This is a genomic window from Rhizobium sp. RCC_161_2 (assembly GCF_041355235.1).
GTDB lineage: Bacteria > Pseudomonadota > Alphaproteobacteria > Rhizobiales > Rhizobiaceae > Rhizobium.
Genome location: NZ_JBFUPL010000001.1, coordinates 585,647 through 598,059 on the forward strand (window position 1 = coordinate 585,647; position 12,413 = coordinate 598,059).

General features: G+C 58.1%; 11 protein-coding genes. 7 read left to right on the plus strand and 4 right to left on the minus strand.

What is annotated here, in order from left to right:
* Window positions 1-6 precede the first annotated feature (6 nt).
* Together AB6803_RS02585 and AB6803_RS02590 are read right to left on the minus strand one after the other, a co-directional pair.
* Window positions 7-930 carry a 2-hydroxyacid dehydrogenase gene (locus AB6803_RS02585; RefSeq protein WP_371107389.1) on the minus strand — a complete coding sequence of 308 codons (924 nt, stop codon included), beginning with the start codon at window positions 928-930 and terminating at the stop codon, window positions 7-9.
* Window positions 931-1,059: 129 nt separating this feature from the next.
* Window positions 1,060-2,388, minus strand: a complete 1,329-nt coding sequence (locus AB6803_RS02590; protein WP_371107390.1) for an NAD(P)/FAD-dependent oxidoreductase — start codon at window positions 2,386-2,388, stop codon at window positions 1,060-1,062.
* A gap of 275 nt (window positions 2,389-2,663) precedes the next feature.
* On the opposite strand from AB6803_RS02590, the gene AB6803_RS02595 reads away from it, so the two are divergent.
* The 3 genes from AB6803_RS02595 (at window position 2,664) to AB6803_RS02605 (ending at window position 4,715) form a co-directional block, all read left to right on the plus strand.
* Entirely contained in the window at window positions 2,664-3,563 is a 900-nt protein-coding gene (locus tag AB6803_RS02595) for a GNAT family N-acetyltransferase (RefSeq protein WP_371107391.1), read from the plus strand.
* 103 nt (window positions 3,564-3,666) lie between these two features.
* Window positions 3,667-4,194 carry a DUF992 domain-containing protein gene (locus tag AB6803_RS02600; RefSeq protein ID WP_371107392.1) on the plus strand — a complete coding sequence of 176 codons (528 nt, stop codon included), beginning with the start codon at window positions 3,667-3,669 and terminating at the stop codon, window positions 4,192-4,194.
* A gap of 275 nt (window positions 4,195-4,469) precedes the next feature.
* Complete coding sequence (locus AB6803_RS02605; protein WP_007697897.1) at window positions 4,470-4,715, plus strand: helix-turn-helix domain-containing protein; 246 nt, start codon at window positions 4,470-4,472, stop codon at window positions 4,713-4,715.
* A gap of 83 nt (window positions 4,716-4,798) precedes the next feature.
* On the opposite strand, the gene AB6803_RS02610 is transcribed toward AB6803_RS02605, so the two are convergent.
* Window positions 4,799-5,542 carry an IclR family transcriptional regulator gene (locus tag AB6803_RS02610; RefSeq protein WP_371107393.1) on the minus strand — a complete coding sequence of 248 codons (744 nt, stop codon included), beginning with the start codon at window positions 5,540-5,542 and terminating at the stop codon, window positions 4,799-4,801.
* Between the two features lie 311 nt (window positions 5,543-5,853).
* On the opposite strand from AB6803_RS02610, the gene AB6803_RS02615 reads away from it, so the two are divergent.
* Window positions 5,854-6,393 carry a DUF982 domain-containing protein gene (locus AB6803_RS02615; RefSeq protein ID WP_371107394.1) on the plus strand — a complete coding sequence of 180 codons (540 nt, stop codon included), beginning with the start codon at window positions 5,854-5,856 and terminating at the stop codon, window positions 6,391-6,393.
* Window positions 6,394-7,077: 684 nt separating this feature from the next.
* Here AB6803_RS02615 and AB6803_RS02620 read toward each other — a convergent pair.
* Window positions 7,078-7,488 carry a hypothetical protein gene (locus tag AB6803_RS02620; RefSeq protein ID WP_371107395.1) on the minus strand — a complete coding sequence of 137 codons (411 nt, stop codon included), beginning with the start codon at window positions 7,486-7,488 and terminating at the stop codon, window positions 7,078-7,080.
* Window positions 7,489-7,990: 502 nt separating this feature from the next.
* Here AB6803_RS02620 and AB6803_RS02625 point away from each other — a divergent pair.
* From AB6803_RS02625 to AB6803_RS02635, 3 genes are all read left to right on the plus strand, one after another.
* On the plus strand, window positions 7,991-8,683 hold the full coding sequence (locus AB6803_RS02625) for an outer membrane protein (protein WP_371107396.1): 693 nt from the start codon (window positions 7,991-7,993) through the stop codon (window positions 8,681-8,683).
* 39 nt (window positions 8,684-8,722) lie between these two features.
* Window positions 8,723-9,913, plus strand: a complete 1,191-nt coding sequence (locus AB6803_RS02630) for a Hint domain-containing protein (RefSeq protein ID WP_371107397.1) — start codon at window positions 8,723-8,725, stop codon at window positions 9,911-9,913.
* 157 nt (window positions 9,914-10,070) lie between these two features.
* Window positions 10,071-12,389, plus strand: a complete 2,319-nt coding sequence (locus AB6803_RS02635; protein ID WP_371107398.1) for a glycosyltransferase family 4 protein — start codon at window positions 10,071-10,073, stop codon at window positions 12,387-12,389.
* The last annotated feature ends 24 nt before the right edge of the window (window positions 12,390-12,413 follow it).

Here is a 12,413-nt window from a genome sequence, read left to right on the forward strand (position 1 = left end):
TGATGATCAGTAGCCGCGGCTGCGGTCGACGAGACCGATCGGGTCAAGTCCCGCCTCGTGGCGGCGAATATTGGTGATGACTGTCTGTGCCGCCGTTTCCGGCTGGGTGGCGCTGGCAATATGCGGCGTCAGAATGATCCTGGGGTGACACCAGAGCGCGTGTTCGGCCGGCAGCGGTTCCGGGTCGGTGACGTCGAGAACCGCGCCGCTGAGGTGGCCGCTATCGAGCGCATCGATAAGGGCTGCCGCGTCGAGTTGCTGGCCCCGGCCGGCATGTACAAGGCCAGCGCCTTGCGGCAGGGCCCTGAACAGATCGGCATTCAGGATGCCGCGTGTTTCCGACGTCAATGGCAGCAGGCAAACGAGAATATCGACCGCCGCCAGGAATTCCGGCAACTGGTCAGCACCATGAAAGCAGGTGACGCCTTCGACGGCACGTGGCGAGCGGCTCCATCCGGAAAGCGGAAAGCCGAACGGGCGCAGGCGCTCGAGGACGGCAAGGCCGAGATTACCGAGGCCGAGCACGCCGACGCGGCGGTCGGATGCCTGGCGGACCGGCCGAACGATCCATTTCTCCGCGCGTTGCTGCTCGATATAGCCTGGCAGGTCGCGATGCAGTGCGAGCACGCCGAGCGTCACATATTCCTGCATCATCCTGGCAATGCCGTCTTCCACCATGCGGACGAGCTTCACGTTCTCGGGCAGCGTGGCAAGCGGGAACTGATCGACGCCGGCGCCGATCGAGAACAGGATTTCGAGGTTGCGATAGCGGCCGAGATCGGCCGGCGCCGTCCAGGTGATCAGATATTTGACCGTTTCCGGGTCGACGCTGGCGGCATCGGCGATGAAGGGGAGGGAGGGCAGTTCACGTGCAAAGGCGGCTGCGAAGATCTTCGCCCGTTCCGCATCGGAATTGAATAGAAAAGCCATGGATTCTCTCGCGCTTGCTCTTGGTATTCTGCCGCCTTTGCAGCCGCAGCATATGTCGAAGTGGGGCTGATCGACCGCATGTCGATCCGATTTTTTCTATTCAGGCGGCGTTGACCGCTCGAGCCGTCATCACAGCATTCCTGGCTTTCCAAGATCCGTTCCGTCGATCATGCGTTCATAGCGAAAGGGCGTTGGATCGACGGAGGGCTTGTCGCCGCGAATAAGATCGGCGGCGAGCATGCCGGCTCCAGGCCCGATCCCGAAACCGTGGCCGCTATAGCCGGAGGAAATGAACAGACCGGGCCGCGATGCGACCGAGGAAATCACCGGTATGGCATCTGGCGTGGAATCCACTATGCCGCCCCAGCTTTGCGCCGGGCGGATGCCGGCAAGCGCCGGATAGGTCGATACCAGCCGGTCGATACCGCGTTTGACGAGATGGGCGTCCGGCTGCGGATCGAGCGTACGAATGCGTTCGAAGGGTGAGATGCCATTCGCCTTCCAGCGGGCGATCGCCTCCGGACCTTCGAAAAACGGGCGTCCGAAGGCATAGGTCAGGCCCTTTCGCCTGATCTGAAAGGTGCGCCAGAATTCGCGGGCCTGCAGCAGGCCGTAGGGCGTGATCTGCAACTGGCCGAGACCGCTCAGGCCGACGGTATAGCCGCCATCGAGCCGGCGGCGCATCGTTACGTCTTCCATCGCAATGCCGCCTTCCGTCACGGCTGGCGCAGAGGGGGTGTAGAACGAGGTGGATTTGACGCTTGCCTGCAGGAAGCGGATGCCATGATGCCGGAGGAACATGCCGCTCCAGGCGCCGCCGGCAACGAGGACGGCCGAGGTGCGGATACTGCCCTTTTCCGTGACGACACCGCTGATGCGCCCGGCTTCCGTTTCCAACTCGCGAACCGCGCAATTCTGGAGAATGATGACGCCGAGCCGCTGGGCGGCGCGTGCCAAGGCAGGTACCGCAAGCTCGGGTTCGGCTCGCCCATCGGTTGGGGAATAAACGCCACCATTCCAGCGACGGCTGTTACCGGGAAGCATCTTGGCGCATTCGCTTCCCGTCAGCATCCGCGTGTCGACGCCGAAGCCCCTGGCGATGACACCCCATCGCTCCCAGGTGTCGATGCTGGCCTTCTGTGTCGAAGCATAGATGAGACCCGCACCGCGAAAGCCTGTCTCCTCACCGAGCTCCGAATTGAGGTTTTCCCACCGACGCAGGGCAAGCTGCGCGAGCGGCAGCTCTCTCGGATCGCGGTTTTGCTGACGGCACCAGCCCCAGTTACGGCTCGATTGTTCGCCGGCAATCACGCCCTTTTCGATGAGGACGACGGACGTACCACGTCTGGCAAGCTCATAGGCCGCCGCGACGCCGGCCATGCCGCCGCCGAGCACGACGACATCGGCCGAGTTCGGAAGGTCGTGGTTGCTGGCGACGCGGCCGACGGGAGGAGACATCGATGAATCTCTGGAGCAATGGGGAGGAGCGTATTCTCGGGAGAAGGAAACTTTCCTAAGAATAAGGCAGGGCTTGTCTCCTGTCTGCCGAAGGCTTGGCGGCTTTGGTGGAATCTTCTGATTTTAGCGGGATTTCAAGTGCATTCTGTTGCGCGGCTGCGGCTACAACCGAAGAGGGCGTCATTGCCTGGAGAAATTCGAGAGCCTATTCATCCAAACGCCCGGCAGGCGTTCGGGCTCATCGGAGAACGCGGTTGGCGGGAGGGGAGACAATCATGGCCAAATCCAGCTCGATCCAACTGGATTCCTTCGAATTGACCATCGGTGAGATCAAGGACGCCGATCTCGATGCGCTGCACGCACTGTCCCTCTCAGTCGGCTGGCCGCATCGCGCCAAGGACTGGCAGATCGTTCTCGATATGGGACGGGGTATCGTAGCGCGTGACGCCATCGGCCGTGTGCTCGGCTCGGCCATGTGGTTCGATTTCACGCCCGATTTTACCACATTCGGCATGGTGATCACGTCACCGAGATTGCAGACGCTCGGAACCGGCCGCTGGATGATGGAACATATCATCGCCGAGACAGGTTCGCGGGCGCTCGGCCTCAGTGCGACCCGCTCCGCCAAGCGGCTCTACGACTCGTTCGGATTTCGCGCCGAGGGGATTGTCTATCAATGCAACGGCGAGGCGGCCGCTCCGCCCGCGGAGCCCTTGCCATCCGGCACGCTGCTGCGATCGGTCGATGAAACCGACCTTGCCGAAATCGCGGCTTTGGATCTGGCGGCCTATGGCGCGGATCGTACATCCATTCTCGCGCGCCTTCTGAGCATCTCGAAGGGTGTAGCGCTCGTCCGGAGTGGCCGAATAATAGCCTTTTCGCTGTGCCGCCGCTTCGGGCGCGGTCATGTGATCGGCCCCGTCGTGGCGGCAAGCGACGAGGAGGCGATCGCCGTGACGCGACCACATGTGGTCGAGCACGCAGGCAGCTTCCTGCGGATTGATACTCGCCAGCAGACCGGCGCCTTTCCGCGTTTCATCATGCAATCGGGACTGCCCATCTACGATACCGTTACCAGCATGTCACTGCGGCGCTCCTGGCTGCGCGGCGACGGCGCTCCGCCCAGCGACGGGTTGCCACTGACCTACGGTCTGGCCAGCCAAGCGCTCGGATAGCGATCGCTTGGCTGCAGCCTCAGTACCAGGAAAATCCTCCCCGGTTCGAACGAACTCCTCTTCGGCGCGTTGAAGAGGTGCGAATACCCAAGGAGGAAACCTCATGAAAAACTTTGCTCTCGCTGTCGCTGCCATATCACTGGCTTTTGGTGTCCCAAGCGCCGATGCCCAAACGATGCATAGGTCACACAAGCAACCCCATAAGGAACAGGCTGTAGCCGGGCCGAAGGAACGTCTCGGCACGTTATCCTGCCAGATTGCCGGGGGTGTCGGAATGGTGATCGGCTCCAACAAATCGGTCGATTGCCTGTTCAAGCGGCGATCCGGACCGGCTGAACGCTATGTCGGATCCATCGGCAAGCTCGGTCTCGATATCGGCATTACCGGCAAGTCCTATCTGAGCTGGGTGGTTTACAGCACCCAGGCGACCCGTGCCGGAGAGGGCGCTTTGGCCGGCAGTTATGTCGGTGCGTCGGCAGGCGCCTCGGTCGGCCTGGGTCTTGGCGCAAACGCACTTGTCGGCGGGAATTCGAAAAACTTCGGCTTGCAGCCGCTGAGCGGCGAAGCGGGAACGGGGCTTAACGTCGCCGCCGGCGTATCGAGGCTGCAATTGCGCACCGCCACGAGATAATGCTGCGCGTCCCTTTCGCCGCGTGTCGTGGGAGTGCGCGCGGCGGAGGAAAGAAGGGCGGAATGACCGCCGTCTCGGCATACCGAAGAAGAGGAAAATCCGGCCCTCGAACCAGGTGAATTATCCCGACAAACTTCGGCACTTGTTTGCTAAGGATCTATGACTATATTGGCCGGGCGCTCGGCCGTGTCTGTTTAGGTCGAGATTGCTCATGGCTGCATAGCTGCCTTCACCCGGCAATTTGGCTTGCCGGTGGACTTTGGAAGGAGAAATTCATGTCCATTACTCCCAGCAACCTCAATAGTTCGAAAGCTTCCGTGGTTCCCCATTCTGAAATCGGCACCGCCGTCAGGCGTTCCCGCGAGGCTATCGGCTATACGATCGCCGATCTCTCAGAGACCTGTGGCCTTACCCAAGACGAGATTTCCGAGATCGAGCTTGGTGCTGATGCAGATCCGGCAAAACTTCGGCGGCTCGCTGCTGCATTGCAGGTTGCGCCATCGACCTTTCTGGTCATGTGAAAACGGGGCGCACCCCTCCGGGTGCGCCACCTCCCAACGTTGACCGTCTTCGACTGGCTGCAATTGGCGTTCGTGAGACAGGGTCAGATTGCGCTCCCGCGCCGCGTAAGCTCCGACTTCATCTGGGCGAGAAGGTTGCCGATCATCTGTTTGAGTTCCTCCGTCCCAAGACTGTCGGGATAAGAGACGGCGACGCCGATGATCTCGCCGCTTTCCGGATCGCGTAACGCGATGCCCTGAGAAGAGACGCCGTGCTGTGTTTCGTTGGAGGCGGAAGAGCGTCCTGTCGTTCGGATTTTCTGTATGCGTTCCAGAAGGGCGTCGTGGTCGAGTGGACTGTTCTGCGAAACGAAGGGCAGGGGATCCGGTACACGGTGGCGCCGCTCCCGGTCGCTCAGCAATGCCAGCATGGCGCGACCGCTTGATGTCGCATGCAACGGCATACGGTGGCCAGGCACCGTCGCGATCGCTAGAGGGCTGGAGCCGCGAACGATCCTGAGAGCAACCATCTGTGTGCCGTCGAATACGGAGATGTACCCCGTGTGCCCGCCAATTCTACAAATGTCTTCCAGCCGCCTCTGGATGCTTTCCAGAAAATTATGATTGGAGCGACAGATCTGCCCGAGTTCGAAGAGACGCAAGCCAGGCGAATAGAGCCTGCGTGTCGGCTCGAATTCCAGAACACCGCTCTCGCGCAGGCTGCGCATGACGCGAGAAATCGTCGCCTTTGGGCGTCCGAGCCTCCGCGTCAGTTCGGCCTGCGTCAACGCCGGCTCCTCCAAAGAAAAGCAAGCCAGAATAGCGATGGCATCCTCAAGGGAGCTCATGTCGACACTCCTCAATGACTGTAACTTACGGTTCCACTATTGGAACTCGAAGTCAAATATGAGACAGGCGCTGGACTTCACAACCAGAAACACGTATAAATATCAAAATCTAGAGAGAAGCCTAACAATTTGGCACGTACCAATGGAACGACTTTTATTGGTATTATGTCTGTCAAAAAATGCCGAACAGCCCTAATTGGGCCATGAGAATTGCTTTAGTGCGACTGAGATTATTAGTGAAGCACTGTATCGCGGCTGTGCAGGTCCGCTAATTGGGCGGGTTTGATACGCAATTGTTAGGAAATATTGGCATGCGGCAGAATAATAAGAGCTTTCGCGCCGACATCGATCTCGGTGGTACTTTTACAGATTCCATTCCTTTCGACATTTCCCAATCCGCGATTCAGATTCAGCCATGTCTGGCCACCGCAAAAGATCCATTGCTTGGCGGTTCGGAGGAGTTCCCCGGGGACGTTGAATTTGCAACCTCCGATCGTGATGATGTTGCTCGTGGCACCACGATTGAAAGAAAGATAGAAAAGATCGGCCGGCTTACCGCCAAACGCTTTCGGGAAATGGTGGAAATCGCTACCGATCCGGCAGACATCAATTTTCCAGGTTTTGCGCCAGTCCAGATTGCGATCCGAAGCGGTGGCGGGTATCTCGTCGTCGATACCATCGAAAAAACCATCGAATGCCTCACGGATTTCTGGTCGGGTCCCAAAGGAGACGCTTTCGAGGCCGCACTTCAGGCGTGCATCGATGGGATCAACCATCGGGCTTCACCGGAGGAAGTCCGGCAAGCCCTTATCAATGCCGCCAGCGAGGCAGGCATCCGCGTCTTGCTTTGACGTTTCCGAATTCCGTTGATTTCTGATTGATCGCGCGGATGGCGATAAGGTAGCTTTGCGTTCTCTTCCCTCGTGGAGGTGGAGGCCCGGCCATCGCTCCGAGCAAATTAGCCGGACCTCCTGCCATCGCAATTTGGCGGTTGCGACAACGGTTCAGATGTGTACCGCTTATGGCGGACAGTCCATGCGGGAAACGACAGCAGAAGTCTGATTGCGCACGGCAGATCAAATCCGTGCCGGGATGAAAGGTCGGATGCGCGCGGCCCACAACGAGGAACAGCTTATCCGCCTTACGATTGCCGATCTGTATCGACATTCGCGCCAAGGATTGGCTTTTCGATCGGATCATCCGCAAACGGAAAACCGTGAAGTTCAGCGAGCTTGTTCGTTGGAAGGTGCGGGTGGCTTAGTGACCGAGGGGAGGCTCAACGACCCAATCGAGTGGTCCGCCCCGTTGAGCCTCCAGCTGCCACGAATCTCTATCTGCAGCAGCACGGTCAACCTGACGAGTGCGGCAAAACCGGTCTATTTGAAAAGCGACAGAGCGGGCCCAATGACGCCAGTACTTGGGATCAGGACAAGAGCAGTGCAGAATCCTGCGCTAAGTCCGGAAGAATTGTGAACATCGTACGGCCCGGAGGAATCTTCCGGCAGTTCGCAAGGGGCTGTCCGGCCCTGTACTCCTCACCAGGGCAGGTATACCAGTTCGTGGGAACGTCGGAATCGCATCTCTTCGGCTACGATGTACGCGAACAAGGGGCCATGAAAGCCCTCTATCGTAAAACGAAATACGTCACCGCCGTTGTTGTCGAAGAAGCGCTTGCGCGTATCGTCCGGGAGTGTCTCGGGCGAGGACCTGGAGAAGACCTCCGAGCCGGTATCGGACTTCCAACTCATCGGACAGTCGATGAAGCCCACACCAATGAACTCGATGTGCAGCTGATAGCCGTAACTTATGTCCACCGTGCCCCTGACCACCGCATGGGTTTCATCAAGGCTCACGAGATAAAAGTCCATCCACGGGTATTCCACAATGGCCGCGTTCAACGCCTGCTCACCAGTTTCGTATTCGGCCTTTTCATCAGGAAGGTTCATTCAGCACTCGGCGATGGTCAGCAGTAGAGCTATCACGAAAGGCAGGGGCTTTTGCAGGTATCAAGTGGTTCTCAGATCCATCTGCTTCGTAAGTTGCGGATGATCGTCGCGGACCCGCATGATGGTCGGCCGACTGGTCGCAAATTTTCTGTACCCGGGCTTATGACTGCAGGCAACCGATCTGGTGATGAATTCTGCGTCGGTCAAAGACCTAAGCCTGCTTTGTGTTGGTAGGATACCGCTGGCGGTCCATCAGAATCGGCTACGTCATATCAGCGCTATCGCATCTGCGAAGGACGTCGCGCGTCGTCAGCTCTAAAAGGATAGTTTGCAATATTTTTCAATACGAATTGCGACGTGTCTATACACGTAAAGCTGGCATATTGGAAATATATATGCGTACCTTCGTATTTACACATATAATCAAGTCTATATTATGGCTGCAACGTCAACTTGCTGAAGTTGCATGTTAATCCATGAAATGCCTTGAGGAGAATCAAGAATGCATAAGGTATCCGGATCCATTGCTTTCCTTTTCGCGGTCGGTTTGGCGAGTGCGAGTTACGCTGCGGATCTCTCGGTTTCAACTCCCCCCCAAGCGCCGATTGAAGAGCCGACATTCACCTGGACAGGCTTTTACATCGGTGTGAACGGCGGCGGCGGCTTTGCCGGTGACGACAGATATGGTTTGCATTCCGGCGATACCTATCTGGGCAATTTCGGCAAGATCAAGGGCTCCGGTTTCTTCGGTGGCGGCCAGATCGGTTACAATTATCAGCTGGATCCGAACTGGGTAATAGGCCTCGAAGCCGACTTCCAGGGCGCCAACATTCATGACTCGGTTAGCAGCGACGGAGCGCATGGCTCCTCGAAGATCAACTGGTTCGGCACGGTTCGTCCGCGTGTCGGCTATGCCTACGACAACACCTTATTTTATGCCACCGGCGGTCTTGCCTATGGGCATTTTAACTACAAGGGCTCGCTGGCTGGTGTTGGCAGCTTCGACGACGACAAAACCAAAGCCGGTTGGGTACTCGGCGCCGGCGTGGAACACGCCTTCACGGATCATCTGACCGCGAAGCTCGAATACCAGTATGTGGACTTTGGAAAGTCTAATGTAGGGGGAGATGCTCTGTGGAGCAAAGCAACACCTGACTTCCACAGCATCCGTGTGGGTTTGAATTACAAGTTCTGACAAGTGGCTCGTATTTAGTCTCAGAGAGAGGACAGTAACATGGCTTTGATTAATATTGGTCTCCTAGATGGTGGTACAACTACCATCGACAGTAGCAATGCTGGCACCAGTTCCGACACGATTGCGCTCGGGCTCGTCTCCAACGGCACGGTGATCGTTGATGGTGTCGACGTCACAATCAGCAGCGTGGTTGGCGGCGGTATCGTCTCGAACACTGTCATCGAGGCCATCAATGGCGCGCACGTAACCATTGACGCTGGTCTCGCTGGTGTATCGGCGGGTTCGACCTTCGTCTATCAGCCCGGAGCGAATTCCACCATCGAAGTCGATACGGGCTTGCTGAACGTCGGCCTGCTGAACGGCGTTACCGTCGATTTCGCCCATGCCAACGGCACAGGCACTTTCATTTATGATACCGGCGGCATCAACTTGAATCTTTCGACACCGCCGAATGTCATCAACGTCCAGACCGGTGACAAGATCGAGGTTGTCGGATCGAACGCAATTTCGCAAAGCGGCAACACGATCACCTTTACGACCGGTGGTATCATCCCGATTACGCTCGGCTCCTACACCATTCCGGCTGGCGTGACCTATACGTATGATGCCAACACGGATACGCTGACCTTCACAAGCTGCTTCCTGCGCGGCACCCTCATCCGGACGCCGGAAGGCGATGTACCGGTTGAAGATCTCCGCGTCGGCGATCTCGTGGTCACTCATAAGGGCGTTGCCGATATCAAATGGGTCGGCCGCCGCCGGCTTGATCCGAAGGCGATCGACAAGCCGCGCGATACGCTGCCGGTCCGCATGATGGCAGGCTCGATCGCGGAAAATGTTCCGGAACGGGACCTTTTGATTTCTCCGGATCATTGCATGTTCCTGGAGGAGTCGCTCATTCCGGCGAAGTTCCTCGTCAACGGAACGACGATCACCCAGGAGACGGTGCTCGAGCCGTTCGAATACTACCACATCGAACTGGATCAACACAGCATCATCCTGGCGGAAGGCGCCCAGACCGAAACCTACCTCGATCTCGGTGGACGTCTGTCCTTCATCGAGCCAGGCGTTCTCCGGTTTGGTGCGTTTGGAGCTGGAGCGACGCGGACCTGGAACGACTGGTGCTATCCGCCGGTCTATGCCGGCGCGGTTCTCGAAAAGGCCCGCCATGCCCTCAGCACGCGTGCCGAAGAGCTGGGCTACATCATCGAAGATGCCAAGGCTTCCTGAGCCGGCTGAACATGGGGCGGACGGCTTCGGTCGTCCGCCCCAAAAAGCATATCGGGGAGGCGGTGATTCCAGCATTCAATTCTTCGTCCAATAGCGAGGCTTTGTTTCGCACGGCATCCCGCCCATTTCTTTTGTTGCAGGGGCTTGGGAGTGGTGAATGCGTTATGAAGGTGCCGTGTCGCCCTATCCGCTCGATGCCGGGGGCATCGACGAAAAATTATTGATTGAGAAATTTTCCGACAAAACCGTTTTCTTCGACGGAGTGTTCAAAGGCGACTATAGCCTTGCGATCGTCAATCGCCATCTGGCCCGCGCGCTGATCAATCTCGGAGTCAATCTCACATGTCATACGGCCGAGGAGGATTGGCAGACCGATGCCCGCCTCGCCGCCGCGCCGGACATCATGCGCCACATGCGCGAGGACTATCCCGCAAACGAACGGTTTGACATCCATCTCAGAAACACCTGGCCGCCCAAGACGCATGACATGATCGGGCAGGTCAACGCTTACGTTGGCTTCGCATGGGAAGAGCTGGAATTCCCCCAGTATCTGGTGGACAGATTCAATCAGGACCTCAATCTTATCATGGTGACGGCGAACTTTGTTCGCGACGCCTTCCAGCGCTCCGGCGTAACCATCCCGATCGAGGTCATCGGCAATGGTTGCGATCACGTCTCGCTTCCCAGCGGCAATCCGGTGGCGCCTCTGCCGGAAAACGGGCGCAAGCGCATCCTCCATGTCTCTTCCTGCTTTCCGCGCAAGGGCATCGATGTTCTGATCGATGCATATCTGCGCAGTTTCCGTGTGGATGATGCGGTGGAACTGGTGATCAAGACCTTTCCAAACCCGGACAGCATACTGGCGTCGGTGCTGGCAGAAAACCGCGACAGACTTCTTGACGCGCCCCCAATTGTCGTTGTCGACCAATATTACGACGATGAACAGCTTCTTGCTCTTTATCGATCCGCCGCCATGGTGGTAGCGCCTAGCCGCGGCGAGGGCTTCGCTTTGCCCCTGGCCGAAGCCATGCGGCTTGATGTGCCAGTGGTGTCGACCAATTACAGCGGGCAACTCGACTTCTGCCACCCCGACACCGCATGGTTGGTCGACTACCATATGTCCGCGTCTCGGGCTCATGTGGCCGGCTCCTTCAGTCTTTGGGCTGAACCGTCAGTGGAGCATCTGGGCGCGCAGATGCGTGCGGTGCTGGATCATCCCGACGAAGCTCGGGCCCGCAGCGAGCGGGCGCAGAAGTTGCTTGCAGCACATTTTACCTGGCATGCCGTGGCGCGCCGTGTCCTTGCTGCCTTGGCGAAGCCGCGTCGCATCGCCGCTGAAGCGAAGCTCGACTGGACCATCGATCTCGTCTCTTCGTGGCAGCAGCAATGCGGCATCGCCACCTATTCGCAGCATCTCTATTCACAGCCGGCCTTTTCGAACAAGATCGATCATATCTTCGCGCGGCGGATCATGAACGATGCCTTGCCGGAGAAATCTCCGGAAGAGGCGGATACCTCGCCTCATAGCCTGTCGCGGCTCTGGGGTTACGATCTCGCCTCCCTGAAGCGCTTTGCCGCAAGGCTGGAGCACGGGCGGGCGGATGTGTTGTGGATGCAGCATCATCCGGGCCATTTTTCCACACCGGATATGGAGCTGCTGGCGCAGGTGCTGCCGTCAACCAAGCACCGGCTGCGTGCCGTTACGATGCACAGCGTGAAGGAAGCTCTTCGTGGTGGCTCGTTGCGATGGACGAAAGCCTTCGACGTTGTTTTCGTGCATTCCGCGGAAGACGCTGCGTCCTTGTCGGCGGCTGGGCACCCGAATGCAATCGTCATTCCGCATGGCGTTCTTCTGGAGCCGGAGAATGCGCCCAAGCCGGATTCATCACAGTTCACCATCGGCTCTTTCGGTTTCTTGATGCCGCACAAGAATATCGATCGCCTTGTGCTCGCTTTCGCGGAAGCTCGCACCTACGATCCAAGATTGCGGCTGAAATTGCTGAACTGCATGGTTTTGAATGATGAATCGCGGATGGCGCGGGCGGCCATCGAGAACTTGATCGAGTATCTGGATTTGTCGGATCACGTGACCGCTCGTTTCGACTTCGTGCCCGAGGAGGAGTTGCGTCGCGAGCTTATGACGTGTGACCTGCTGTCTTTCCTTTATGGCCATTCCACCGAAACGGCGACCGGTGCCGCCCGTATCGCAATGAGCGTAAACCGTCCGCTGTTGTGTTCCCGCTCGCCGGTTCTGCGTGACATGTGGCCGATCAGCCATGTCGTTAAAAGCACGGAAATCGAGTGCATCGCCGAGGCTCTGCTCAGCCTCGCACAGAACCCGCTATTGCTGCAGATGCGCGATAACGAACGCATCCAGGCGGCACACTGGTATTCCTATCCGCGTACTGCTGCGCGGCATGTTATCGCGATCGAACAAATGTTAGGGGGCAATATTGACCGTCGCCGAGTTGCATAGACAACAGCCCGTGAATGTCGTTCC

What these genes read in the sequence shown, in the direction of transcription:
- AB6803_RS02585 (WP_371107389.1), bottom strand. Translation starts at nt 930, where the DNA reads ATGGCTTTTCTATTCAATTCCGATGCGGAACGGGCGAAGATCTTCGCA.
- AB6803_RS02590 (WP_371107390.1), bottom strand. Translation starts at nt 2,388, where the DNA reads ATGTCTCCTCCCGTCGGCCGCGTCGCCAGCAACCACGACCTTCCGAAC.
- AB6803_RS02595 (WP_371107391.1), top strand. Translation starts at nt 2,664, where the DNA reads ATGGCCAAATCCAGCTCGATCCAACTGGATTCCTTCGAATTGACCATC.
- AB6803_RS02600 (WP_371107392.1), top strand. Translation starts at nt 3,667, where the DNA reads ATGAAAAACTTTGCTCTCGCTGTCGCTGCCATATCACTGGCTTTTGGT.
- AB6803_RS02605 (WP_007697897.1), top strand. Translation starts at nt 4,470, where the DNA reads ATGTCCATTACTCCCAGCAACCTCAATAGTTCGAAAGCTTCCGTGGTT.
- AB6803_RS02610 (WP_371107393.1), bottom strand. Translation starts at nt 5,542, where the DNA reads ATGAGCTCCCTTGAGGATGCCATCGCTATTCTGGCTTGCTTTTCTTTG.
- AB6803_RS02615 (WP_371107394.1), top strand. Translation starts at nt 5,854, where the DNA reads ATGCGGCAGAATAATAAGAGCTTTCGCGCCGACATCGATCTCGGTGGT.
- AB6803_RS02620 (WP_371107395.1), bottom strand. Translation starts at nt 7,488, where the DNA reads ATGAACCTTCCTGATGAAAAGGCCGAATACGAAACTGGTGAGCAGGCG.
- AB6803_RS02625 (WP_371107396.1), top strand. Translation starts at nt 7,991, where the DNA reads ATGCATAAGGTATCCGGATCCATTGCTTTCCTTTTCGCGGTCGGTTTG.
- AB6803_RS02630 (WP_371107397.1), top strand. Translation starts at nt 8,723, where the DNA reads ATGGCTTTGATTAATATTGGTCTCCTAGATGGTGGTACAACTACCATC.
- AB6803_RS02635 (WP_371107398.1), top strand. Translation starts at nt 10,071, where the DNA reads ATGCGTTATGAAGGTGCCGTGTCGCCCTATCCGCTCGATGCCGGGGGC.